Source organism: Pseudomonas sp. PvP001, from assembly GCF_040546375.1.
In the GTDB taxonomy this organism is placed as follows: Bacteria; Pseudomonadota; Gammaproteobacteria; order Pseudomonadales; family Pseudomonadaceae; genus Aquipseudomonas; species Aquipseudomonas coleopterorum.
In genome coordinates this window covers 2,262,189-2,288,526 of record NZ_JBEPNQ010000001.1, presented here as the reverse complement: position 1 = coordinate 2,288,526, position 26,338 = coordinate 2,262,189, and the positions used below count along the sequence as shown (strand labels likewise).

The window sequence follows — 26,338 nt, the reverse complement described above, 5'->3', positions numbered from 1 at the left end:
CAGCATTGGATCGCTGATGGTATATCAACTGATTATAGAGTCTACATTTCCTAGCATTGTTCCCGTGAGAGGGGGCGACTTGAGCAGGTCGCGTGAGATGTCTGGATCAGGCATTGAGGTTTTTATCAATAGCTCGAGCCTATCGAACCAGATGCCCTCGTTAGCAGCAAACAAGTTGTACAAAGCCTCATTCTTAGTTTTGCAGTTGAAACTTTTAAACATTGCTCCACAAAACTTTGATGCGGCTGTCATTATATGCCAGCGAAGTTTGGAGTACCTACCGTCGAATCTCTTGTTCCCTGTCAGTAGTCTGAGGAGATAATAGATATAGCAAGCGGTGTAGTAATCTTCCTCGTGTTGACCTTGAGTGAATACATCATTCAAAAGGTCTCCTGTCAATCTATTCGCATATCGGCTTGATAAATCAGGTCGCATCATGACAACCGCGGCATAACAGCGCGCAACTTCCCTGGCGTCAAAAATACGCGCTGGTGCGACATTCTCTACTCTATACTGCCCCTTACGCCGCTCGAAATAAATTCTATTTGTTTCTGACGCGCCTCTTGCATTAAAGTATTGTTCGAGAACTCGCAAAGCATCTAGTGTGGATATAAACTGCGCATCTTCTACCTTAGATTGCCGATTTGTTGCGCGCACAATGTCATCTATTACTGATGGTTTGTCGGCCTCAATAAGCTTTATCATTAAGCTTACTGTGCTATCAACTTGCGCATCTAAAGATATAAGTATATTTGACGTCTGGCATCCATTTACAATTTGGAAATCGCGAATGAAGATTTCCTGTCCAGCAGGTCTAACGCTGGATGCGACAATTGTAATGCCATTATTCATAAGGCCAAATCGTTGTTTCTTATCGGCGCTATTAAGTGTGTCGGCAATTTCTGAGTTGACTTCAACATCTACTCCCAAAAAATCCCTTACGTTTTCTTCGAAAAGCTTCTTTCGAGGATTTCCGTTCGGGTCCTTGAGAATCGAATCTATAAAATTCCGGGCGGTTACAGTGGCTACATATGCGTTATTAATATCAGGCGCGGAAGGGAATGGGGCATAGCCTACGGTGGGCAACCTTGCCTCCATTGGTCCGTCAGCTGATAACCATAACTGATGGATTAACTCACGATGCGCTTTGATAAGAAGGGTTTCGTGAGAGTACCCCATTTTCTTGAGTGCGATTTCGCCAACTTGAAATGCTGCATTAATCTCAACCGCATCTGTATCTGGAGCAGCCGAAAAAAAATACGCGTGAAGATCTGGTAGCCCACCACGCACTCTACCGATATTTTCAAATACCTTATTGAACATTTCTTTGAATGTGGCCAAATACGGACTATGAGGCTGCGCTGGCTCTTCTGATAGGTAGTCAACAATTGCTGCCACGAAAGAGTCTATTTCCTGCTTCGACCAACTCACCGATCTTTTTGCTTGAATTAAAATGATAGTAACTTTGTATTCACGCCTACTCGTTTCGAATATTTCATCTAGCTCTTCTGATGAAAGTACCACGCGATCATCAAGAAACAATAGCGCTCCATCTATTCCGGGATCGGCACCTTCATAGACAAGATCACTAGCTTCGACTTTGTCTCCAGAGTATTTAGATAAAGCACAGTAGCTGACAAATGCTTCGAAATTTTTAGATTCTTCGTAAGGCGCGCCAAAATCTCTGCAAAACGTATCAAAGTAAGATTTGGTTACAAGGTGCATAGTTCTATCCCTAGATAATGTATGATCCACTGAAAATTTGTAACGAGCAATGCAACAAATCCGTACAGCATTATTTGTACATGCCAAACCTTTATCATCGTGAGATTCTGACTGCTCGCGCTACCGTAAACAGCAAAATCTAGCAATAATTTTCTCGCTTAACATCTCCAAAATCATACTTGATTTACCAAGCTTGAAGATTGAAGGGGTCAATATGCCATCACTCACGACGAATTACCAGCATAAAATACCGCTTTGGGGTGCTAGGGCTTGGGGATCGACATAGATTGTGTCCTAGGATCTCATTTATAAATTTGATTTGCATGAAATTGGGGGCAATCATATAAGTGCTTAGAATCAATTGATTCTAAACGCGGAAGACCTGAGTTGATTAAAGGTTAGCTGTAAAAAATCATGGGTCGTGATTTGAATCCTTGCTTTTCTAATCTTATCTCCCTATTTTATTCAATAAAATTCTCAGATAAACTCTCCAGGCTATAGAGTTTTGGCAAATTTCTGACGAGTAGGCTCCGCACTTTTGGTATGAATGAGGTACATGTTGCAGGCATAAATTGTTTAGTTTGTGCATCTTGTGAGTCAGATGGGCAGGTACCTCTAAGGCTTGCAGGTAATTTTGAATCATATGGTATTAAAAATGGCCGCGCTGTATTTTTAGTTGCAATGGTTGGCTATGCCGATCACTATGCGCCCCGACGGGATCTGGAGTTTTCTAGAGTAACTTATAAGTAGGCTTATAACTCGATTTTTAATTAATGCCATTACTAGAATGTTTCGCTCTTTCCTAAATACGTTTCCACGTAATGCCGCCAACAGCCCTGAATGTTACTAGGGATCAAGAGCTCTGCGTTTTGTGGGGATGTCCGTCAACGCATGGTTGGCGGCTCATTACGACCGAAAGTATAGGTATCCCATGATCTGGCCCTCAGCTCACCTACCGGTGGCCGGGCGGAGGCTACGTTGGCTGACGACACCTGCGCCTTGAGATCCTAAGTTGGGTGGAGGCAGCTGTGTAATGACAGCGGTCTGCCTGGCAGTTACCCAAGTGCAGCCCAATCCATGGTCTGCGGCAACATCATCTACACCTCCGTTGCCGGCGGCTTCGATGTGTATGTCTTGCCGATTAGCATGAAGAGAATTGCGGTAAAGGCTTACTGATGATTTCTATCAGAAAGGAGCGGACAGCCTAACCGGAGGTAGTCAGACTGCTCATAGCTCACCTAGCGACTCACAACACATTACGTGGACCATATCTAACAGGATGCACGAGCTTGCTCAAATGGGAGCCGATAGTTAGCGATAACCTGAAGTTGTTCAGCTTTCTCGTCGGTGAGGTAGAAGTTCTTATCGGGATTACCCCATGGACTATGTTATATCCAGCATGCTTCTCCCCAAGGGAGGTGATCTGTATATATGGGAGATGTATACTTAATGGGGTAACGGTACTTTCAAAATTTTTCCGTCGATACGCAACCACACATGGCGATTCTGACGATCAGTGATTAATTCTCCAGTCACTGAAAGCTGGCAGCGATTGATGTCGTAGCCGAATGCCGATGAAAGTGTCGATATGAACATTGAGATTTGCGGTATCGAAGGCTACGAGCTGAGTGAGTTAGTAGGCGAGAGGGGTACGTGACTGAACTGACGCCTTCGCGGCCACTGGCCGCTCCTACAGGTGTTGCGCGTGGGTCCGTGCGCCCACTATAAAGCATAAAAAAACTCTATCTTGCAGTGAGCCTTTCTTGTCGAGCTACGATGTCGTCACCAGGAGACATATCGACACACACACCGTTGAAATTCAAAAATATTGTATGTGAACAAAAAGATTTCTACTTCTAAAACTACCTCCATGCGTTTGTTTGACTCCTCACAACGAGGAAAAATTTATAGCGACCCGAATTGCGGTGTTGCTGTCGTCCCCACGGTGGTCGACGGCCGAGTAGCAAAGGTGAAAGACAGCTAGCATCAACATTGCTCTTAGGGAGGTGCCGTTCACACTAAGTGCGGTTTAGCAACTATATTTTGAGTAAGACACAAGTCGCTTCAAGCTTGTCCACAAGCTACCAAAACTATAAGCTACAAACAAATGACTTCGCACCTTCAAAGCTAAAGCCTATGTCACGATCTCCAAAAAAGCTAGTCCAATGCTTTTTCAACGAGTCATGCTTCTCTTCAGCAAGATAGTCTATCACATGGATTTTTGCATTCTTTCGTGTCATTCTTGAAAGTAATTGACGCATTTCAAAGTCAGCTTGCGGCAATGAATACCCTACAAAAACAATACGATCCGCTTCAGAAATTTCAATGCCAGCGTTTTGCCATATGATTCTATATTGCGGATTTGAAAAATCCTTCAAATAAGTTGGCATTATCAAATTCTGAGAAAGCAAATGCCTACCATTTTCTTCTGGGAAATTATTGTCGCAATGACGGCACGAATTGGAGAAATCGAAGTGATGCATAGCCACTTTCTCAAAAAACTTAGCATAAAGTCTTGCGCACCTTGGACATTGAAGCCAATTCAAAGATCCATGAAGTTTCAGAAGCTTCACGTTAAATCCCCCTTGCCCGAGCTTTTCTAACCCAGGGGTCACAGTGGTATCACCTTCATCTCTAGAACTTATGTAGCAACAGTAATCTACAACGCCATCATACTGCTCGTTCCGTTGTAGAGATTTGTAAATAGCGTTGTCTAGTAAGATATCCCAGTTCGTACTTATGACGCTAACAGGATCTTCTCGCTTGTATTTAGCTCTAGCTCGCACCGACGATAATTTAGCAAGGTACTCCGCAAAATGATCTATATAGTCTTTAGAATTAGTTGTTTCATTCAATAAAATTTGAATGGTGCGACCAACAACGTAAAATGCCGCCTCGCGGACTTTCATTATTTTATCAAGACTAATGCCTCTAAACTGCGAGTTCTCGGTAAGGCATCTATCTAGTGGAGTAAATATATCTTCAAGATCAACACCTGAAAGCTGATCGCCTGCAATATTCAACTGTACCTTGAGAAAATTTTCAAATATGGAAAACTTTTCAAGATCAAAGTCATTTGGTCTCTGGCTAAATAGTTTAAAAGCTTTTTCCAGAATAGCCGCTTGGGTCGGCGCACCTGCCTCAACCGAAAACCCAGCGCCAAGAACATATACAGTCTTCATATGGGCTCCATCAACAATTAATCACTCGATGCAGTATTTAGCACATTTCTAGCTCATATAGCAATAGCATAGAATTGTAAGCTGTGCGAAGTAAGCTTGAGAGCTCGGTCAATAAATAACAAAAACCGCGCCAATAAGACAATCATGCGCAGAACAACGGTTATATATTTTTACAGAAAAAGCACAAGCATTTAGATTATGTGGTATGGCAGAGCGCAAAGCCTTCATACAAGTTAAATATATTATTTTATAGTAACTATGAAAGCTGGCGAATCTCCTTTGACCTTTTAAAGCACCTGGCAGCGCTCACGAAAAGTGGATTTGTCGCATTATAGGTATTACCTGAGCTTCATAAGGGGGTGGATGAAATAAGAAGGCCATGAGTCATACGGATGAATGGCCACCTTCAGGATGCTTCATATTGTCTCTCACTATAGGATGAAGTTCACATGCGGGCGGATTGAAACAACCCAAGCGAGAGCTCATATATGCTGGGCGGCTGTCTTACACGCTGAACAAAACGCTAATATATTAATTTCTGAAATTGAGTCCGACTTCCCCATGCCACCATGTGTATATATATAAAGGATGTGGTCGCCGGAAGGAGGTAAAAAAAAGTTCAGTGCTATTGTGTCCCGATGCTTTAACTTATTTAATGCAGTTTCGAGTGAGAGCCCGACTGCTGAAGCATTCGCGGGCATCGCACCCACCCCTGCTTCAACCCAACGAACCAAGCTCTATCAGAAAGTGAGGCATCATTGATAAGGTTTCCGACTGATAAAGCGAGTGCGGACTTGAAAGGCGAGCTTTGCCACGAAGCGTTCATCTTTAATACATCTCGCTGCCTTAATAACTCATTTTGTATATAGTCGAGATGTTCAAATGCTTCTTGGCTGGTTTCATATGCTTCTTGCTTGTCGCCAATCAACCAGCTTTGTCTGAACCCAGCTGAGGCGTCGCGTACGCGCCGGATAGACTCTTTGAGGTTACGAGGTGCCTTCCCCGTGGCATCAACAAGAAACTCGATGTAGCGCTCGGACACAATCAGCCTATTCATAAAGTTATTTAATCGAAGTTAAAGTGTTACACCTCATCCCTATGGATAAGGCAGAAGCACGTGAACCATTTGCTACCCAAGCTCTGACAACGGAAATTGACGTTCTCGACCTCTCAAACAGGTTTCCTTCAGATATCTTAGAACCTCATCCTCAGCCTCCGGGGGAAAAAATTCTTCTGCATGATAAGAGCTAGAAACTTTAAAATTAGGACCGAGCCTAATTTTCATGCCTAAGTATCGAGCACAATAATTTCTGGCTAGATTTCCAGCGCCACCCAATAAGCCACATTTTTGTCTTTCTGGCCTTTTGGCGCCGCTACCCGTAAGAATTGAACCAAGATCTAAATATGTATGCAGACCCTTAACCAGCGGAAAAACGTAAATCGTAGGCCATTCTTCAGGGGGTTTGCCATGCCAACAGTAGTCATTGTACGACATTTTTCCATTACTTATGTAGCACTTGTTAGTCGCAAACCATGCTGCAACATTATAATCATGAGTTATGTCTAGGTATGCTGACGGAGCTCCATATTGCTGTAAGATCAACCCTCTTTGATAGGACTCAAGCCCACTGGCGGTAACTGCAGCAACTCCAGAAGGCTGAACTTTTAAATTATATTTTCCTTCGTCGGAAAGAATTTTATTTGCAAAGCTAACCCATTCAGCCAGCTCCAGCACGACATTTTCATAATTTTCCCTGCAATCCAGGAAGCTATCATACTTACGATATAAGGATGGGGTGAAATCGGACTCCCTGATATTTGAGTATGGAGTGATTCCCAATTTTGATATAATGGAGCGATCTGGCGTCTGATAATCCCGCCCTTGCCCCCGGAACCAGAGCTCGACACCTGGTGTGCTCCCAGCGCAACTTTTTAGTGATTGCATTAAATCTCTAAGCTCCGACTCTGAGTTAACCTCTAGTACGGGATGAGAGGCCTGTTTGATTGGATCATCCTCTTGTGGGATTAGAGTTTTAAACAAGAATCTTGCTGCAAAGGCACCGCCTGATAACATGTTGTCAGATCGATTCTTCCACAGCCCTTGGGCTAAGTCTCCTGGCATCGAGTTTAGATGCGACGACCAGATATCAATCGCAAAACAATGGTTATGAATTTTGCCATTTTTTGGAAGATAAACAAAACCATATAACGGATCAAGCAGATACAGTGCAGATTTATAGCCGTTCTCAATCATCTTCTTTGCATCAGAAGCCGGAGCGTATCGCTTCAACATCTCCAGTGACAACAGTGAAAGCTTATAATCTTTGTGGTTTTTAGAAATAAGCTGATTGAGATTAAGGTTTTTAAACGCCCTATCCAAGTGTTCAGTTTGAATAGGGTGGCTCGGTTCAATTGTTAGTGCAGATCTCTCATGCGGATTTGAGAGTCCCAAGCTGCTGATAGTTTTTGCCATCTGTATAAAATACAAAGCTCGCTCAGCCTGCTCTCTATGAAGCCCCTTGAAAGCCTTAACGCTAGCTACGTTGTTGGTAACCTCGCTACTCGCTTCCAGCAGTCGTCGCTTCCAATCTTCACGGACGTAATCAATCATCTTTAAATTCCACTTAAAAAAATGAATAAGCCTAACTGTAAGGGCTGCTTTAATACATATAGATCGCGCCTGGATACAGGGCAATAATTATATTTTCTTGGCTGGCAGCGTTATATTTAGAGGAAGTCTGTGAACCGCTACGTCTTCACCATCCCATATTATCCCATCAAGACATACTGACATTTACCGATTGCTACCATATAAAATTCTCGGCCCTACAAATGACTCTAGCCGGCTAATGAGTAATGCTTTAGGCATAACTAAGCTACAAGCTCAGTATCTGTAAAAATTGTTTTTTAAAGAGCTCATGGCGCGCCGGCGTGTCTCGAAACTACTTTACTTGCGGCCGGATTATTCCTGATTATACCCTCAAAGTCATCAAGCCCCTGGTTGTAGGCTACCGAAGGAGCGGATCAGAAGTGGCGTAAGTCGATACGAGTGAGGGGCCAAAGGGGGCGCTTCGGCTTGGGACTCGACCGTCACAACCGGCCGCTGCGGGTAGATTGCCGTCGGTCCTTGCTATCAATCTGAGGCTTCGCTTAATCATTGAATACCCATGATTTTCTAATCGACGAGCTAGCAGCTGCATCGCTAGCTAATAGCAGTCTAATGCTATGTCGGTTACCTCATCTACTTTTCCCGTTCCTCGCATCAAGTCATCCAGCCAAGAATGGTTAGTGTTTTCAGGGGGTAAGGCCCTGCGACCTGTCAGGGTTGTCCACTAACGCGGGACTGGCGGCTCTTTACGACCGGTAGATTGGGCATCTCATGATCTTGCCTCCTGAGCACTTCCATGGAAGTAGGCGGGTGGAGGCTGCATTGACTGACTAGACCGGCTCCGCGAGATTCTGCGTCAGGTTGAGTTAGTAAAGCGATGATCGAGGCGTGCCAGAGTATCAGCTAGGTGCAGTCCAATCCGTGGTCTGCGGCACCGTCACCTGCATCGCTGTTACTGGTGATTGACGTGTTTGTCATGCCGATTATCAATAGGGGGTTTACGGCTAAACCCCCTTCTATAAGGGCTGCAGCGTTAGGAACGGCTAAGTATCTTTGCCGACAGAGCCGGTTGTAACGGGTGCCTTAGATCGCTGGCTCAACAAACAGATTGCCGCAACAATGTGTATAGATGGCACCCAATAATGGCCGATACCAACTGGTATTTACATATGAATATTCATGCAGCGGACCTTCACCATCTAGACCAGCGTTAACACCGTTGGCCAAAACAATGTGTTCAACACATCATGCATGCTTGCCTCCCATCGCCAGTATTCGAATGTCGCAATGTCATCCCGTGCATCGAGCCACCCTCCGGCGCAAGCCATCACCAATACAGCCGTCCAGCCGGTGTAGAACGGGCAGCGGCGTATGATAACGACCAAGGCTAGGTAGATTGCCATCCCTACATGGATGTGCAGGGCGTTTTTGGACAGACCGGTCGCCGAGATGATGATCAGTTTGATGGTTTGGAAGAGGAAGGTGTCCATGGTGGGTTTGGCTTCCTTGATCTCATGGAACTGTAGTCGCAGTTGTGGATGTGCGGCGTTCGCTTGGCGGGGCGCAGGAAGATGTTGGGTAAGGGTTTACGGCAGCGGTGACTAAACCGACGCCTTCGCGGCCACTGGCCGCTCCTACAGGGGTTGTGCGTGGGTCGGACCCCCGACCAAAACCACAAACAAAAAAGGCCCACCTTGCGGTGAGCCTTTCTCGTCAAACTATGGTGCCGGCACCAGGAATCGAACCCGGGACCTACTGATTACAAGTCAGTTGCTCTACCATCTGAGCTATACCGGCAAGTGAGGGCGCTGATTATAGCCATTCGATCGCCCGAGTAAACCCCCCTGCGGCATAATTTCTTCGTCTTTAGCTCTTAACCCGTCAGTGCTTATGCACATTCGGCATGCCAACCCGGTCGACCGTTCGCCGATTAGGTCGTTTTGATGACATCGTTCGCAAGCTACTGTTTTCGCTGGCGAATCGGACATGACCGAAAAATGACCAGTCTGCATTCCAGCGTTCTGGCGCAGCACCGATGCGTCGCGTCACACTTCTACCCACAGAGTTATCCACAGGTTGCGCAGACTTCAGGTGCGTTCGGCGATGATCATCAGATTGCGGGGTGTCAGGGTTTCCGGGCAGAAGGTGCCGACCTGTGCGGTGTGCTGGCGCTCTTGCAGGTACAGGGCGCGGTCGAGCACCAGCCACAGCTCCAGCGGCTTGCGGAACAGGCCGCGCAGCAGTTCGAGGTTGCGGACTTGGGCCAGTCGTTGCCAGCCGCGCGCTTCGAGGTCATCGAAGTCCACACCATTCCCTATGGGTACGCTCTGCAGTACGGCCAGGTCGCGGCAGTAGTCGGCGAAGGGTTTGTCCAGCCAGGCGGCGGGCAGGGAGGGGCAGGGCAGGTAGTGGTCGGTGCCGCTTTGTTCGCGCTGCAGCAGGTCGAAGGCCTGGCGGCGGGCCATGGACTGGTCGCGCTGGCGGCGCACGCGAGCGCCGGCGGTGACGGTGGCTTCCAGGGGCAGGCCGAGGTCTTCGAGGGTCAGGGAGAGGGCGGAGGGTTCGCTGCACAGTTGGCGGTAGGCGCCGTGGGTGCGGTTGTAGCAGCAGGGTGCGAAAGCCAGGTGCTGGCAGCCCGCCTGGGTGGCGCGGTGCATGAGCTGGACGTGCAGGTCGCCGCAGGCGTGCAGGGCGACGGGGGTGATGCAGGCTTGCAGGCGCAGGTCGTCGGCCATGACGTCTTGCAGCCGGTGGTGGGCGGGCAAGGCGTGGTGGGTGCTGAGTTGGGCGCCGCTGGCGACCAGTGCGGGGTCGTATTCCAGGCAGGTGAGGTGCTGGCCATCGCGCAGCAGGCGGCGGCCGAGGTGGCCTTTGCCGGCGCACCAGTCCAGCCAGTGGCTGGTGGAATCGGCGAAGGGCAGGGCAGCGGCGAAGGCTTCGATCTGTTGCCATTTGCGGCCGGGCACGTCGACGTTGAGTCGGGGGCGGGCAGCGGGCACGTCAGTGGTCGGCAGCGGGCCTACTGCGCTGAGCGCATGTGCTTGCTGGGCCAACGCAGGAAAAGGCGCGGGGGCGTCCAGGTCGAGCAGCGAGTTATGCACAGCCTCGGCGTCGGCCAGGGTACGGGCGCGCAGCCAAGTGGCGAGCTCGGGATACTGTGCTTCCCAAGGCAAGGTCAGTTGGGTGAAGGGCTTGGGCCGCCAGAGATCGACGTGCGCGGCCAAAAAGGCGTCCAGTGCGTGAAAGCGCTCACGCAGCTGGTCGCCTTGCAGGGTCAGCGGCCCTGGCACGCGTCCACGCGCAGCCAGCGCTCGAGCAGCTTGAAGGCCTGCACCAGCACGAACGACATGGCCAGGTAGAACATGCCGGCGGCGAAGAAGATTTCCACCGGCAGGTAGGTGCGGGCAATGATCGTGCGGGCCATGCCGGTGAGTTCCAGCAGGGTGACGGTGCTCGCCAGCGAGCTGGCCTTGAGCATCAGGATCACTTCGTTGCTGTAGGCCGGCAGGCCGATGCGGGCGGCTCGTGGCAGCATGATGTGCACCAGGGCCTTGCTGCGAGACATGCCGAGGGCGCGGGCGGCTTCGATCTCGCCCTTGGGAATGGCTTGCAGGGCGCCGCGCAGGATTTCTGCGATGTAGGCGGCGGTGTGCAGGGTCATGGTCCCGGCGGCGCACCAGAACGGGCTGCGCAGGTAGGGCCACAGGCTGCTCTCGCGCACAGCGTCGAACTGCGCCAGCCCGTAGTACACCAGGAACAGCTGCACCAGCAGCGGGGTGCCGCGAAAGAAGAAGATGTAGGCGTAGGGCAGCCCGCTGATGTACCACTTCTTCGAGGTGCGGGCGATGCCCAGCGGGATGGCCAGGATGAGCCCGGCCAGCACCGCGATGGCGACCAGTTCCAGGGTCAGGGTGGCGCCTTGCATGAGGCGCGGCAGCCACTTGATGATCACTTCCCAGTTCATTGCGAAGCCCTCGCGAAGCCGCGCGCGGCGCGTTTCTCCATGAAGTGCAGGGCAACCATGGCGACCACGGTGAGGCTTAGGTACATCAGGGCGGCGACCATATAGAAGGTGAACGGCTGTTTGCTGACGGTGACGGCGTTCTGCGCGTTGCGCATGATTTCTTCCAGGCTGATGACGGACACCAGCGCGGTGTCCTTCATCAGAATCAGAAACAGATTACCCAGCCCGGGCAGGGCAATGCGCCACATCTGCGGCAGCACCAGGCGGATGAAGATCCGCGACGTACTCAGGCCCAAGGCCAGGCCGGCTTCGCGATGGCCTTTGGGAATGGCCAGGATTGCGCCGCGGAAAACCTCGGTGGCGTAGGCGCCGAAGCACAGGCCCAGCGCAATCACGCCAGCGGCGAAAGGGCTGAGCTCCAGACTGCCGACGCCCAGCGCCAGGCCGAAGCTGCGCAGGCCGTTGACGGTGCCGAAGTAGATCAGCAGCACCCACAGCAGTTCGGGGATGCCGCGTACCAGTGTCGAGTAGAACCCGCCGAGCCACTGCAAGGGGCGGTTGCGCGAGGTTTTCGCCAGAGCTCCGGCGAGGCCCAGCAAGAGCCCCAGGCACAGGGCGCTGAGGGCCAGTTTGACGGTCATCAGCGCGCCTGCGGCAAGCGCAGGGCCGAAGCCATAGAGATCGATGTTCATGGGCAGGCTTGTTCAGGGGCAGGCGTCGGCCTTGTAGGTCGACGCCTGCCGGGCTGTCAGAGAATGCTGAAAGGGAAGTACTTGTCGTTGATCTTCTTGTAGGTGCCGTCAGCGATGATTTCCTGCAGTGCCGCGTTCAGCTTCTCGCGCAGGGCGTCGCCCTTGCGGACGGCAATGCCGATCTTGTCGCTTTCCTCGACTGCATCGCCCTTGAACTCGAAGTCTTGGCCGGCCTTGCTTTTCAGCCAGTCGTAGCTGGCGTACTTGTCGGCCAGGATGGCATCGAGGCGGCCGCTGCTCAGGTCCAGGAAGGCGTTTTCGGAGGTGTCATAGAGCTGAGCCTCGATACCGTACTTGTCTTCCAGCCAGGTGCCGGACAAGGTCGCGCGCTGGGCACCGATGGATTTGTTCTCCAGGCTTTCGCGGTCGATGGGGAAGTCCACACCCTTCTTGGCGATGAACTGCAGCTTGTTGCTGTAGTAGGGGTTGGTGAAGTCCACCACTGCCGAGCGCTCGGGCGTGATCGACATGGACGACACCAGGAAGTCGAACTTCTGCGACTGCAGCGCGGGGATGATGCCGTCCCAGTCGGAGGTGACCACTTCACATTCCACTTCCATCTTCGCGCACAGGGCCTTGCCGATGTCGACGTCGAAGCCCACGACCTGGCCGCTGGTGTCCTTGCTGTTGAACGGTGGGTAGGCCGCTTCCACGCCCATGCGCAGTTTTTCGGCCGCCATGGCCGCGCCGTTGACCAGCAGTGTGGCGGCAACCGCCAGAAAGAGTTTCTTGATGTTCATATTGTTATTGCTCCGTTAGCGGTTGCTGGACATGAACTGCCTGCAGCGCGCCGACAAGGGGTTGTCGAATACTTGCTCGGGCGTACCCTGCTCTTCCACCAGACCTTGATGCAGAAACACCACCTCGCTGGAGACTTGCCGGGCGAAGCCCATCTCGTGTGTCACCAGCAGCATGGTACGGCCTTCTTCGGCCAGGTTGCGAATAACCGAGAGCACCTCCTGGACCATTTCCGGATCCAGCGCCGAGGTCGGCTCGTCGAACAGGATAACCTTGGGCTGCATGGCCAGGGTGCGGGCAATCGCCGCACGTTGTTGCTGACCGCCGGAAAGCTCGTTCGGATAGGCGTGGCGCTTGTCGGCGATACCGACCTTTTCCAGCAGCGCCTCGGCTACCTCGACCGCTTCGGCGCGGCTCTGGCCGAGCACGCGGCGCGGCGCTTCGATGATGTTGTCGAGCACGCTCATGTGCGGCCACAGGTTGAAATTTTGAAACACAAAACCGATCTGGCTGCGCAGCCGGTTGATCTGGCGATTGTCGGTGGCAATCAGCTCGCCGTTGCGTGCGGCCTTGAGCTTGAGCGCTTCACCGGCCACCAGGATTTCGCCCTGATGGGGGTTTTCCAGCAGGTTGATGCAGCGCAGCAGAGTCGACTTGCCGGAACCGGATGAACCGAGGATGGAGATCACTGCGCCGTCGTTGGCGGCCAGCGATATGCCTTTGAGCACGTCCAGTGCACCGTAGCGCTTGTGCAGGTTACGGATTTCCAGAGCGGGCGTGGCCTGAGCCATGTGCGGTCCTCATATAGGCGTGTGCGGCCTGCCATCGTCGACATGAACAGCCAGGCGCACAGCTAGCATAGCGCGGATGGCGGGACTGAACGTGCAGCTGGGTTCTCGAGTGCCTGATGCACGGTGCAAGGGCACTGTGGCAGGACTTCGGACGGGCAGGGCGCGGTAAAAAGGCGCGATGTTGCCAGTTTTGCCGGGACGAGGAAAGCGCGAATGCAGGGGATGTTCAATGGCGCGATGAGAGGCAGGTGGCACGAAGTAGCACCTGAGTCGTGCATTGTCCGCGCAAAAGTTGCGCCTTTAGGTTGCACTGTTTTTGTGCGAGGGTGTTACCGACGTCGTTTTTTGGTGCGGCATAACGACCCAGGCTGAGTAGTTCGGTAATGCGCAGGAGCCACAAGGGCAAACCTCAACGGATTCAATCCCTTGCCACGATCGGTCGAGAGGTCCGATTCAGGGCGGCAGGATATACCTTGGTACAATTTGGCGCAATTATTGCGTAAAAGATATGGAACGGGGTGTAGCGGACTTTGCACAAGGGTCGCCATCACCGCCGGACAGAACGCTATTTTTCGCAAAGGTAGTTTTATGAGTACGCAGAATTCCACAGGTCTCGCTCAGGGACTCAAGCCGCGTCATGTAACTATGCTGTCGATCGCCGGTGTGATCGGTGCCGGCCTGTTCGTAGGTTCCGGCCACGCCATCGCTGCTGCCGGCCCTGCCGTGCTGCTGGCCTATGCCGCTGCCGGTAGCCTGGTGGTACTGGTCATGCGCATGCTGGGTGAAATGGCCGTTGCCTCGCCTGACACCGGTTCGTTTTCCACGTACGCCGACCGAGCCATCGGCCATTGGGCCGGTTTCTCCATCGGCTGGCTGTACTGGTGGTTCTGGGTGCTGGTAATCCCGCTGGAAGCCAACGCCGCCGCCTCGATTCTGCACGCTTGGATTCCCGACGTTGCGCACTGGGTGTTCGCGTTGGTGATCACCCTGGTGCTGACGGTAACCAACCTGTTCAGCGTGAAGAACTACGGTGAATTCGAGTTCTGGTTCGCGCTGATCAAGGTGCTGGCGATCATCGCCTTCATCGTCGTGGGCCTGGGCGCGGTGTTCGGCTTCATGCCCAACAGCCAGGTCAGCGGTGTCAGCCACCTCACCGACACCATGGGCTTCATGCCCAACGGGCTGGGCGCCGTCGTCGCTGCCATGTTGACCACCATGTTCTCGTTCATGGGCACCGAAATCGTCACCATCGCCGCCGCCGAATCGAAGAACCCCGGTCAGCAGATCTCCAAGGCCACCAATTCGGTGATCTGGCGGATCTTCCTGTTCTACCTCGTATCGATCTTCCTGGTGGTGGCCCTGGTGCCATGGAACGACCCGCGCCTGGCCGAGCTGGGTTCCTACCAGACCGTGCTCGAGTTGATCGGTATTCCCAACGCCAAGCTGATCGTCGACATCGTGGTACTGGTCGCCGTAACCAGCTGCCTGAACTCGGCGTTGTACACCGCTTCGCGCATGCTGTTCTCCCTGAGCAAGCGTGGCGACGCGCCGGCTGCCGCACAGAAAACCTCGAAGTCGGGCACCCCGTCGGTAGCCGTGCTGATGTCCACCGCCGCCGCCTTCGTGGCCGTGATCGCCAACTACGTCGCACCAGCCGCCGTGTTCGATTTCCTGCTCGCCACCTCCGGCGCCATCGCGTTGCTGGTGTACCTGGTGATCGCTGTGTCGCAACTGCGCATGCGCCGCAAGCGCGAGATCGCCGGTGAGAAGATCGACTTCAAGATGTGGCTGTTCCCCGGCCTCACCTACCTGGTCATCCTCTTCATCGTTGCAGTACTGACCACCATGGCGCTGCGCGAAGACCACCGCGTGGAAATCCTCGCCACGGGCGGCCTGGCCATCGCGGTCGTCGTCGCCGGCCTGATCGTCTCCAGCCGTCGCAAGGCCGGTAATGCGCGGGTAGTGATGGGCCGCTGATCGATTCGACTGCTTGAACGCAAAGGCCGCTGTCAGTGATGACAGCGGCCTTTGTCGTTCCAGGATGGACAGGTCACTGCCCTGACGGTCCTCGCAAACTGTGTTCTTTTTGCGCCATGTCGCTGTTCTTCGGGCCTGCCGGAGGCTTGAAGATATCCTGCTTCCAACTTGGCCAGCGAGCGACAGCTTGTCGACACATGGATACGTGGTTTAGAAATTCCTGCTTCTTGGTCGTCATTTAGGTTCCCTCTATGTAGGTAGACAGCAGATTCGCTGCTGCTGCTTCACGATCCATGTAAGAGCACGGAAGCATCTGGGTCCTGAGCTTTGCACTCTCTTCTTTCCACTCGACGATTTCGCCGTCATCGTTCTTGCGTGCCACCGGGTAGCCGCTGCCGAGGTTCGTCGAGAATAGGTTGAAAAAGCTCCGCGGGCCAACCCCGATGAAAGGTTCGAATACGACATTGTCCGGGTTGTTCCCGAGCGAGATGGCGTCGGAGTGAAATTCCAGAGCCTTGCTCTTGGGGTAGGGTTCTACGTAGATCACCCGTTTGATACCTGCAGCCACAATGTGCTTGGCGCAGTTGTGACAGGGGAAAGTCGTGCAGTACAAGTCGCTGCCCGAGCAGTTCACACCCGAACGGGCGCTCGACAGCAAGGCCTCCATTTCGGCATGCACCACCCGGCCATATTCGGTGATGTCCTTGATCTTGCTCCTTCTGATCAATGGCGCGAGTTCCTGGTGATACTCCTGGGGAACCACCGCAAGGATATCGTCGATGATCAGCCTTTTCTGGATGGCATTGGAGTCTTGACCGCGCATGTAATCACGCCCGTCAGGCGCATCCACGATGCCGTGGGTGTCTGGATCCTTTTCGGGCCAGTAAAGGCCTCCGTGGGCCTTGGGAACATCATTGGCCCCGGTGGCGATGATGCAGCGGTGCTTGGTCAGGACTGCCCCTACCTGACGCGACAGGTCGGCAGACCTCAACGAGGCGGAAAACGCCATGAACATCGCGTACTCGTCGAACGTCGGGGTGATGTAGGGGCGACCGAAAAGCAGGTCGAGAATACGCCACGTCTGTTTCTTCAACGAGTCGGAGTTGCCATTGTAGTCAATGAAGAAGTCGGAGAGATGGTAGGTGTTGCGGGTGTGCTGACCATGTTCGTCGCGCTCGTCCGCATCACGCTCGATCAGGCGCGATGCCTGCTCCTCCGTCATGGACAGGTCCTTCACCAGATACTCATGGCGTCGTGTCAGATCGGCGTGGACGCCGACCAGAAAAAAGCCATCCGAATAGATCTTGCGCAGACGCTCGACTTCCGCAGGGCTTTTCAATGAGTTGATGATGAACGCCCGGCGACGCATGGGGGCCGACTCGCTTCGCAGCTTGTTGATTTGCACCGCCGCGCCCAATGCCAGTATGGCGTTGTCCTTGCTCTTCCCGCGCAGCCGGTTCCCTTCTTCCATGAAGCTGCTGATGCGGTCGTACTGATGGGTGGTGTCGGCAGGGGAGCCGATGCTGGCGATGACATCCGTAGAAACTTTGATGGTGCAGGTTTCGTAGCCGAAAATCTTGAGCCGGTCGCCGATCAGCTTCGACACCTCCGGAAGGTCGGTTCCGATCGTCCCGACCAGCCCGATGATGAGCTCGGAATCGGAATAGGTATCGTCGATGAAATAGGATGTGTCCGATGCAGGTTCCTGGGAAAGCTCTGCCAGCATTTGCGCTGCATCGTCAGGTTGCGTGTGCTGCGCTCCGTAATGGCTATTGAGCAAAGGCTCGACCATTTCCTGAAGCTTCGACGCCGCGTGGGATTTGCCTTGAAAGTGCAGGGTGCCAGTAGACGGGTACCAGTTGAGAATGCCTTTGCTGCGAGTCTTGAACTGATGCTGGTTTTCGTTGATTACCCGCCATTCGCCAGCGGGCAGAATGCTTTCGAGCTTTATCTTGAGTTCTTCGAACGTGCCATCAAAGCGCATGGTGACTCCTTGTTCTTGCTGCCGATCAATCCGTTGATCGAGGGGACTCTCGGTGACTTTCGAGAGGTGGGACGTGAAGCGAATAAACATAGCCCATAAAGACGCGAGCGTACGGTAACCAGTCCTGCGATAGGTAACAGCATGTGTGAATCACCCAAACCATTCCCGAACTAGCTCAACGAGGCCACGAGAATCCTCAACCCAAAACGACTTAAATAGAAATGCGAATCACTCCATGCTAGATTCTCCCGCTTTTTGAGATATGTCGACACAAAAAAACGGCTGGTCTTCGCAGGATCTTCAGGAGAGAGGATGGTAAATGGCTCGCAATAACAAGATTAATTCCAGCGCGAATTCTGTGGCTTTACTCGTTGCCACACTCAGTTGGCAGGGCATCGCCGCTGCCGACCAGGCGCCTGCCAGGCCTGCAACCAACGATTCGGTTCTACAGTTGCAGAACCTGGTCATTACCGAACAAGCACCGGAAAGCCAGCAGAGTACGGGTTATCAAGTACAGAACAGCACCGCTGGCACCAAAACCAGTACGCCTTTGTCCGAGACTCCACGTTCTGTCTCGGTGGTCACGCGCCAACGCATCCAGGACCAAGGTTCTCAGACGCTTACCGACATTCTTGGCTACGTGCCAGGCATCTTCGCGCCGCCTTTCGCCGTCGGCGATGGTTTGGCCGGTGATCTGTTTTCCATCCGCGGTTACAACGCCACGGACTATGGCTATGGTTTGCTGAAAGATGGTTTGCGTCTTCAAGGTAACCGGTACGACACCACCACCGAGCCCTATGGGCTGGAGCGTACCGAAGTCTTTCGAGGCCCAAGCTCGATTCTCTACGGCGAAAATGCGCCGGGCGGATTGGTCAATCTGGTCAGTAAAAAGCCGACCGAAACCGCGCAGGGCGAGGCCAAGTTCACCTATGGCAGCAACAACCGCCGCCAGCTCGGAGTCGATGTTTCGGGCCCGTTGACGGACGACAACCGCATTCTGGGCCGGCTGGTGATGCTGGGCCGCAATGCCGATACGCAGGTTGACTCGGTGCCGGATGACCGCCTCTACATCGCGCCGTCGATGACGTTCAACTTCAGCGAAGACACCGCCCTGACCTTGCTGTCGACTTACCAGCGCGACCGCACCAAGTTGCTGTTGGGCTATCCGGCAGCAGGGACGCTGCTCAATAACGTCAATGGCAAGATCGGCAAGGACCAGTTCAACGGCAATCCGAACTGGGACGATTTCGAGCGCGAAACCTGGACCTTGGGTTATGAGTTCAGCCATCAGATCAACGACGTCTGGCAGTTCCGTCAGAACTCGCGCTACATGGAATCGCGCTTGAACCGTCATGAAACCTGGCCAAACAATCTGAACCGGGCCGGCTTTGGCAGTACGTTGAGCAGCACGGCTTATGATCGTGACAACAAATCGATCACCTACTCAGTGGATAATCAGTTCGAAGGCCACTTCACTTCGGGGGCGTTGGACAACACAGTGCTGCTTGGCGCAAGTTACGACCGCACCTCGTTCAACCAGGATTGGAACGCAGGCCTGGGCGGTACTTACAACGTGTTCAACCCGGTGTTCTCGGCGGTGCAACCGAACGCCTCGCAATACGTGCAGAACTCCCAGCTCGATCAGCACATGTACGGCGCGTATGGCCAATTGCAAAGCAAGTATGACAACTGGATTTTCCTGTTGGGCGGGCGCCAGGACTGGGTGCAGAGCGAATACCGCAACCGTGCCAGCGCGGCGCGTCCAGGCAGCGCAGCAATAGCGGCCACGGACCTGGATGGCTGGGATCACCGGTTCAGCTGGCAGACGGGTTTGATGTACCAGTTCGAAAACGGCATCTCGCCCTACGTCAGCTATTCCACGGCATTCACCCCCGTACAACAATCGTCCCAGCCCAACGGCGATCTGCTCGATCCGATTCTCAGCAAGCAGTATGAAGTGGGTGTGAAGTTCGAGCCCAAAGGGTGGAACACGACCTTCAGTGCGGCTGTTTTCGACCTGACCAAATCACGCGATGTGGTCGCAGGTAGCAGCGGCTTCAGCCGGCAAGTGGGCGAGAGCAAGTCTCAGGGCCTGGAGCTTGAGGTCAACAGTGACGTGACGCCTAATCTGAGTCTGGTTGCGTCGTACACCTACACGGACGCGCGGGTGACCAAAGACGCGCCAGGCTCATTATTTGAAGATCATCAATTGACGGGTATTCCACGCAACCAGGCGTCGACCTGGGCGACGTATCGCTTCCTGGATGGCGCGCTGAGCGGTCTACGCCTGGGCGGCGGCGTGCGCTACTTCGACAACACCTTTGCCTACACAGCCCCGACGCTGTACGGCAAGCTGAAAACCGGCGATGTGACGCTGGTGGATGCGTTGGTGGGGTATGACATCAACGAGCATTGGTCGGTGGACGTCAACGCGAAGAACCTGTTTGACAAGGAATACGTATCGGGCTGCAACAACGCGGGTCGCTGTTATTGGGGTGAGGAGCGAACGGTGCTGGGGACCGTGGCGTTTCGCTGGTAAGCCACCCAACTTGGCCAGGGAGGGCGCGCTGGGGCTGTGAGTGGATCCGAGGACCGAACTCGATCCATTCGCCTGCCCACGGGCTTTCACGAGGTGTGAAACGCCAGACAACAAAAAGCCCGCACTAGGCGGGCTCTCTGTGTGTTTTCAGGTACTGCATGCACCACCTGAAAACGGAAGGTGGTGCCCAGAGACGGAATCGAACCGCCGACACGGGGATTTTCAATCCCCTGCTCTACCGACTGAGCTATCTGGGCAACGGGGCGCATTAAACTGGTTTTTCGACGGGTCGTCAAGCGTGATGTCGAAAAAAATTTTAATTAATACCGTCGCTTACGATTTTGCTGGGTTATTCGGCGGGTGGCACGTAGCCGTCGGCCTTGGCGTATTCCTCGCCGGACAGGTACTTGTCCATCTCGCCCTGCAGGAATTTGCGGTCTTCGGCGTTCATCATGTTCAGGCGGCGCTCGTTGATCAGCAGCGTCTGGTGTTTCTGCCAGTCGCCCCAGGCTTGCTGGGAGACGTGGTTGTAGATGTCTTCGCCCTTGGCGCCGGGGTAGGGCGGGCGCTCGAGGCCGGGCAGTTCTTCTTTGTACTTGCGGCACATTACGGTGCGGGTCATTACAGATCTCCTGCGTTCAAGGCGTCGGCTGCGTGTTGCAGCAGCTTCTTCACCGGGGCTGCCAGGCCCAGGCGCGGCGGTGTGGCGAGGTTATACCAGAGCCAGTCGGCCTCGGCCACGTGGTGGGCGGTCTGCTCGACCTGCACCAGCCACGGGTCGATGGCCAGCTGGAAATGGCTGAAGGTGTGAGTCAGGGCGGGTAGCTGGCGCCGGCCAAGCAGGTGCAGCGCGTGCTGGCCGGCGAGGTGGTCGAGGTCGTTCAGGTCGTCGAGCTGGGGAAGGCTCCACAGGCCGCCCCACAGGCCGCTGGAGGGCCTGCGGTAAAGCAGGATGGCGCCTTCGCGGTTGGCGAGCAGAGGCATCAGCGTTGCGCGTTGCGGAACGGCCTTGCGCGGCTTGGGCACCGGGTAGCGGATTTCCAGGCCGAGCATGTGCGCTTCACAGCTTTTTTCCAGTGGGCAGAGCAGGCAGCTGGGCTTGCTGCGGGTGCACAGGGTGGCGCCCAGGTCCATCATCGCCTGGGTGTAGTGGTTCACTCGGGTCTGTGGGGTCAGGCGCTCGGCGGTGGCCCACAGCGCCTTGGCCACCTTGGGTTCGCCCGGATAGCCTTCCTGCGCGGTGTAGCGGGCGAGCACGCGCTTGACGTTACCGTCGAGGATCGGCGCGCGCAGGCCCATGCTGATGCTGGCGATCGCCCCGGCCGTGGACAGGCCGATGCCAGGCAGTTCGACCAGTTTCTCCACGTCGTGGGGAAACTCGCCGCCGTGCTCGGCCATCACGATCCTGGCGGTTTTCTGCAGGTTGCGGGCGCGGGTGTAGTAGCCCAGCCCGGTCCACAGGTGCAGCACTTCGTCTTCCGGCGCCTCGGCCAGCGCCTGCACGGTGGGCAGCGCCGCCATGAAGCGGTCGAAGTAGTTCAGCACCGTGCTGACCTGGGTCTGCTGCAGCATGATTTCCGAGACCCACACCCGATACGGGTTGATGTCCTGCTGCCACGGCAAATCATGCCGGCCGTTGCGGTCGTACCATTCCAGCACGGCGCTGGAAAACTGCTCGGGACTCATCGGTTGAACAGACCTCGCAACGCGTCTTTGAGTTTGGGGTCGACCTTGTCGCCCAGTTTTTCTTCGAGCTTCTCGTCTATCTTGTCGCGAATACGGTCGCCGGCCAGCTTGGCAGCCACCTGGCCCAGGCCGTCACGGTCGATGCGGCAAGCCTTGGCGCCCATCTCCAGCGGGCCACGGCAGCGCAGCGGCAGTTCCACGCCGACGAAACGTTCGCCCACCTGACAGGCCGGATCGGCGCTGGTGCCCTGTTCGCCTTCCACCACCACGCCCACGCGGTAGTCCATCCCCAGTACGCGCAGATCGACGTCGCCGTCGCCTTTGACGGTCAGGCCGGGAATGCGCACCAGCAGGTCCTGGTTGCTGGCCACGCCGTTGCGAAACACCAGGCTGCCCTTGAGCTCCTTGAACGGTGTGTCCTTGCCACGCGGTTCGCCGTTGAGGGTCTTGCGGTTGAGCACCGAGATGCCACGGCAGATCTGCTGCTCCAGGTTGGCGTTGACCAGTACGCCGTCGTTGAGGACGAAGCTGGCGGTGCCGTTGAGCGATTCGACCAGCGCCTTCTGGCTGTTGCCCGAGCCGCTCAGGTTGCTGTTGAGGTTCAACAGGCCCCTCACCGGTGGGTTGGCGTTCTGCGACTTGATGAAGTTTTCCACAGGCACCTTGTCGATGCGCGTCTGCAACGCCAGCAGCGGCGTTTCCGGACGCACGTCGAGGGTGCCCTGGGTGTTGAAGGTGCCGTTGTAGAGGCCACCGGCCAGGGTTTGCAAGGTCAGCATGCCGCCCTGGCCCTGGGCCTTGAGGGTGGCGTTGCGCACCGGCAAGCCCTTGAGGGTCAGTTGGCCGATGGCGAGGTCGGCTTGTACGTCCAGGGCTCGCAGGCGTTCGACAGGCAGCAGGCGATCGTCGCTCCAGGCGCCGCGGGTTGGCGCGTCGGGCAGCGGCGATTCACCGGATGCCACGGCGGCCGCTTCGCTGTTCTGCACCTCGGCCTGGCGCGCCGCGCTGGCGTTGGCGGCCTTTTCGGTCTTGGCCGGCAGGTAGCGGTCGGCGTTGAAAGTGTCGCCCTTGAGCTGCAGGCGCAGTGCCTGGTGGGCGAAATCTTCCACGGCGATGCGGCCGGTGAAGGTGCTCTCGTCCAGCTTCAGCGTCAGGTCTTCCAGGCCCAGGCTGTCGCGGGTGCCCTGCAGCCGGCTGACCAGTTCGAACTTGCCGAGGCTGCCCGGGGCCATCGCTGGCAGCGGTTGGCCGATGCTGTCGAAGAAGGCACGCAGATCCAGCTCGGCAATCGACAGGCCACCGGTGAGCTGAGGCTCGCTGTCCAGATTGCGCACGCGCAGTTCGCCCAGCGCACGCATCTGGTTGGCGGCCAGCTTGAGGCCGGTCCATTCGGCGATGTTGGCGGACTGGTCCAACAGCAACTGCCCCTGGGCGCTGAAGGTGACCGTCTTGCCTTGCAGCGGATCGCCCGAGGCCTCACCGCTCAGGCGCATGTCCTCGAGCTGGTAGCGCTTGAGCACGCGGTCGAAGCGAAGCTCGCCGGCCAGTTCGGTACGGGCCCGCACCACGGGCTGGTTGGTGCCCAGGAACGCGGTCAGTTTCAGCGGGATGTCGGCGCCTTCGTGCACGGCGCCGGTGCTGAGCTGGATGCTCTCGGCGGTGTACATGCGGCCGGTGCGCGCGTCGTGGTACTGCACGCGGGCGTTGTTCACGGTGAGGCTGTCGATGTCCAGCTTGACCGGGCGCGACGGTGCCTGGGGCTTGCCGGGTTCGGTGACTGCCGGGGCGTTCGGGTCGTTGGGGTCTGCTGTGGTGGTGGGCAGGGGCTTGCCGATGTCTTCCCAGTTGCCGTGGCCGTTGGCGTCACGCTCCAGGGACAGGTTCAAGCCCTCGACCCGTACGTCGCTCATCTGCACTTCCTTGCGCAGCAGTGGCAGCACGCGCACCGAAAGGCCGAGCATCTGCAGGTCGGCGAAAGGCGTCTTGGGGTTGGCGAGCGTGGCCACGCTGGCGTCGTGCAGTTCCAGACCCAGCCATGGGAACAGGCTCCAGCCGATGTCCCCGTTGAGGGTCAGCTCGACGTGAGCCCTGTCCCGTGCCAGTTGGCGAATCTCGTCCTTGTAGTCGTTGGGGTCGAAGAGGTGGGTGAGGGCGAAACCCAGGGCCACCAGAATCAACAACAGACCGAGAATGCACAGGCCGAGGATTTTGCCGAACGCTTTCATGGGCGAGTCCTTTAGTCCGAAATTTGGAAGTTAGCGGGAGAGTATAACGTTGTGCGTCTGGTGATGTGGGCGGTCTGTCGGTGCCGTTGCATCGGGCGTTCGCCGCTGCCTTGCGAGGGCGTCGCGAGCGCTTTGGCGCGCAGGTTTCGGCGATCCGGAGGAAATCCTCGGGACCGTTCGGAAGGTTTTGCCAACCATCCGGCAGATCAGTGAAATAAAGGGATAGCAGTTTGCTTCCATTGGTTACATCTGGTGGTAATCTTCTCGCCTTCGACTGTCCGCTGCGACTTTATGTCGCGATTTGCCAAATGCTGCCGATAAAACAATCGATCGCCAACGTGCATGAAGGATGTGGGCGCATTTGTGTGCAGACAGCTGAACTACAAAAATCAACGGGGGTTACGAAATGAGCAGTAGTCTTTCGGGCGGCGGCGTGGGTGCCCAGCCAGGATTTCTGTCCAAGGAGCGGATCATCGCCAAGCCTGGCTTCAACCGCTGGCTGGTTCCACCAGCCGCGTTGGCCATTCACTTGTGCATCGGCATGGCGTACGGTTTCTCGGTGTTCTGGTTGCCGCTGTCCAAGGCAATCGGCATCACCGCACCAGTGGCGTGCGCGCCCGACCTGAGCTTTTTCAGCCAGGTGTTCTCATCGTCCTGTGACTGGTCGGTGTCGATGCTGAGCTGGATCTACACCCTGTTCTTCATTTTTCTGGGCTGCTCGGCAGCCATCTGGGGTGGCTGGCTGGAACACGCCGGGCCGCGCAAGGCCGGTGTCGTGTCGGCTCTGTGCTGGTGCGGTGGTCTGGTCATTTCCGCGTTGGGTATCTACACCCACCAGATCTGGCTGATGTGGCTGGGCTCGGGCGTGATCGGCGGTATTGGCCTGGGGCTGGGCTACATTTCCCCCGTATCGACCCTGATCAAGTGGTTCCCGGACAAGCGCGGCATGGCCACCGGCATGGCGATCATGGGCTTCGGCGGCGGTGCCATGGTCGGCGCCCCTCTGGCGGCTGCCTTGATGGGCCATTTCGCATCCCCTACCAGCGTCGGCGTGTGGCAGAGCTTCCTGGTGATGGCGGCGATCTACTTCGTCTTCATGATCGGCGGCGCGCTGTCGTACCGCGTCCCACCGACCGGTTGGAAGCCTGAAGGCTATGTTCCTTCGGCGAAGAAGGCCAAGGGCATGATCACCAACCGCCACGTGCACGTTAACGTGGCCTGGAAGACCCCTCAGTTCGCACTGGTCTGGCTGGTGCTGTGCCTCAACGTTTCCGCCGGTATCGGCATTCTGGGCATGGCTTCGCCACTGCTGCAGGAAGTGTTCGGCGGCAAGCTGCTGGGCGTGGACCTGGCGTTCAACCAGCTGGACTCGGCGCAACTGGCGCAGATCGCTGCCATTGCAGCGGGCTTCACCGGTCTGCTCAGCCTGTTCAACATCGGTGGCCGGTTCTTCTGGGCTTCGTTCTCCGACTACATCGGCCGCAAGGTGACCTACTTCGTGTTCTTCGCCCTGGGCGTGGCGCTGTATGCCTCGGTACCGACCCTGGGTCATTCGGGCAACATCGCACTGTTCGTGGCGGCTTTCTGCATCGTGCTGTCGATGTACGGCGGCGGTTTCGCCACCGTGCCGGCCTACCTGGCCGACCTGTTCGGTACGCAGATGGTCGGCGCCATTCACGGTCGCCTGTTGACCGCCTGGGCCGTGGCCGGCGTGTTGGGCCCGGTGCTGGTGACCAACCTGCGTGACTACCAGCTGGCTCACGGCGTAGCCCGTGCGGCGGTGTACGACACCACGTTGTACATCCTCTCCGGCCTGCTGGTGCTGGGCTTCATCTGCAACGCGCTGGTGCGTCCGGTGGCCGACAAGTACTTCATGACCGATGCCGAGCTCAAGGCCGAGCAGGCGCTGGGCCATGACAAGGGCACCGATGGCACCACCGTGCTGGAGTGGAAGGCCAATCCTGCGTCCAAGCCTCTGGCTGTCGCGGCCTGGCTGGCCGTGGGCATTCCGTTGGCGTGGGGCGTGTGGGTGACCCTGCAGAAGACGGCGGTGCTGTTTCATTGATGTAGACGTTTGAATCGGTGGTGCGGCCTTCGCGGGCAGAGCCCGCTCCCACACGGTGTACGTGGGAGCGGGGCGGGCGGCTGAGCCCTCTGCCTGCGAAGG

General features: G+C 55.6%; 16 protein-coding genes and 2 tRNA genes. 3 read left to right on the top strand and 15 right to left on the bottom strand.

Annotated elements, in window-relative coordinates:
- Window positions 1-24 precede the first annotated feature (24 nt).
- From ABMD26_RS10420 to ABMD26_RS10375, 10 genes are all read right to left on the bottom strand, one after another.
- Entirely contained in the window at window positions 25-1,725 is a 1,701-nt protein-coding gene (locus tag ABMD26_RS10420; protein WP_354309389.1) for an AIPR family protein, read from the bottom strand.
- 2,090 nt (window positions 1,726-3,815) lie between these two features.
- A complete protein-coding gene (locus ABMD26_RS10415; RefSeq protein WP_354309387.1) occupies window positions 3,816-4,907 on the bottom strand; it encodes a hypothetical protein in 1,092 nt (363 codons plus the stop codon).
- A 1,129-nt stretch (window positions 4,908-6,036) separates the two neighbouring features.
- Window positions 6,037-7,518, bottom strand: a complete 1,482-nt coding sequence (locus ABMD26_RS10410) for a hypothetical protein (protein WP_354309385.1) — start codon at window positions 7,516-7,518, stop codon at window positions 6,037-6,039.
- A 1,196-nt stretch (window positions 7,519-8,714) separates the two neighbouring features.
- Window positions 8,715-9,005: a hypothetical protein gene (locus ABMD26_RS10405; RefSeq protein WP_354309383.1), complete on the bottom strand. Its 291-nt coding sequence runs from the start codon at window positions 9,003-9,005 to the stop codon at window positions 8,715-8,717.
- Between the two features lie 231 nt (window positions 9,006-9,236).
- Window positions 9,237-9,312, bottom strand: a tRNA-Thr gene (locus ABMD26_RS10400).
- A 290-nt stretch (window positions 9,313-9,602) separates the two neighbouring features.
- Window positions 9,603-10,805: a methyltransferase gene (locus ABMD26_RS10395; RefSeq protein ID WP_354309381.1), complete on the bottom strand. Its 1,203-nt coding sequence runs from the start codon at window positions 10,803-10,805 to the stop codon at window positions 9,603-9,605.
- Window positions 10,790-11,479 (bottom strand): ABC transporter permease, encoded by a 690-nt coding sequence (locus ABMD26_RS10390; RefSeq protein WP_049861637.1) that lies wholly within the window; start codon window positions 11,477-11,479, stop codon window positions 10,790-10,792. The genes ABMD26_RS10395 and ABMD26_RS10390 overlap by 16 nt, the downstream gene beginning before the upstream one ends.
- Window positions 11,476-12,171 (bottom strand): ABC transporter permease, encoded by a 696-nt coding sequence (locus tag ABMD26_RS10385; protein ID WP_049861638.1) that lies wholly within the window; start codon window positions 12,169-12,171, stop codon window positions 11,476-11,478. Before ABMD26_RS10385 ends, ABMD26_RS10390 begins: the two co-directional genes overlap by 4 nt.
- A 56-nt stretch (window positions 12,172-12,227) precedes the next feature.
- Complete coding sequence (locus ABMD26_RS10380; RefSeq protein ID WP_049861639.1) at window positions 12,228-12,971, bottom strand: ABC transporter substrate-binding protein; 744 nt, start codon at window positions 12,969-12,971, stop codon at window positions 12,228-12,230.
- A gap of 15 nt (window positions 12,972-12,986) precedes the next feature.
- Entirely contained in the window at window positions 12,987-13,760 is a 774-nt protein-coding gene (locus ABMD26_RS10375; protein ID WP_354309378.1) for an ABC transporter ATP-binding protein, read from the bottom strand.
- A gap of 588 nt (window positions 13,761-14,348) precedes the next feature.
- Here ABMD26_RS10375 and gabP point away from each other — a divergent pair.
- Window positions 14,349-15,737 (top strand): GABA permease, encoded by a 1,389-nt coding sequence (gene gabP, locus ABMD26_RS10370; RefSeq protein WP_354309376.1) that lies wholly within the window; start codon window positions 14,349-14,351, stop codon window positions 15,735-15,737.
- Window positions 15,738-15,975: 238 nt separating this feature from the next.
- On the opposite strand, the gene ABMD26_RS10365 is transcribed toward gabP, so the two are convergent.
- Complete coding sequence (locus ABMD26_RS10365; protein WP_134722815.1) at window positions 15,976-17,721, bottom strand: anti-phage dCTP deaminase; 1,746 nt, start codon at window positions 17,719-17,721, stop codon at window positions 15,976-15,978.
- A 319-nt stretch (window positions 17,722-18,040) separates the two neighbouring features.
- Between ABMD26_RS10365 and ABMD26_RS10360 the strand changes: the two genes are divergently transcribed.
- The gene (locus ABMD26_RS10360; protein ID WP_502948311.1) at window positions 18,041-20,260 is read left to right on the top strand and encodes a TonB-dependent siderophore receptor; all 2,220 of its coding nucleotides are present in this window, start codon (window positions 18,041-18,043) and stop codon (window positions 20,258-20,260) included.
- A gap of 181 nt (window positions 20,261-20,441) precedes the next feature.
- Here the strand turns inward: ABMD26_RS10360 and ABMD26_RS10355 are convergent.
- The 4 genes from ABMD26_RS10355 to ABMD26_RS10340 all read right to left on the bottom strand — a co-directional run bounded on the left by ABMD26_RS10355 (window position 20,442) and on the right by ABMD26_RS10340 (window position 24,171).
- Window positions 20,442-20,517: transfer RNA gene (locus ABMD26_RS10355), tRNA-Phe, on the bottom strand.
- 92 nt (window positions 20,518-20,609) lie between these two features.
- Entirely contained in the window at window positions 20,610-20,882 is a 273-nt protein-coding gene (locus ABMD26_RS10350; protein WP_090355347.1) for an oxidative damage protection protein, read from the bottom strand.
- On the bottom strand, window positions 20,882-21,946 hold the full coding sequence (gene mutY / locus ABMD26_RS10345) for an A/G-specific adenine glycosylase (protein WP_354309373.1): 1,065 nt from the start codon (window positions 21,944-21,946) through the stop codon (window positions 20,882-20,884). The genes ABMD26_RS10350 and mutY overlap by 1 nt, the downstream gene beginning before the upstream one ends.
- On the bottom strand, window positions 21,943-24,171 hold the full coding sequence (locus ABMD26_RS10340; RefSeq protein ID WP_354309371.1) for an AsmA family protein: 2,229 nt from the start codon (window positions 24,169-24,171) through the stop codon (window positions 21,943-21,945). Before ABMD26_RS10340 ends, mutY begins: the two co-directional genes overlap by 4 nt.
- 406 nt (window positions 24,172-24,577) lie before the next feature.
- On the opposite strand from ABMD26_RS10340, the gene ABMD26_RS10335 reads away from it, so the two are divergent.
- Window positions 24,578-26,236 (top strand): OFA family MFS transporter, encoded by a 1,659-nt coding sequence (locus ABMD26_RS10335; RefSeq protein WP_049861646.1) that lies wholly within the window; start codon window positions 24,578-24,580, stop codon window positions 26,234-26,236.
- Window positions 26,237-26,338: the final 102 nt, after the last annotated feature.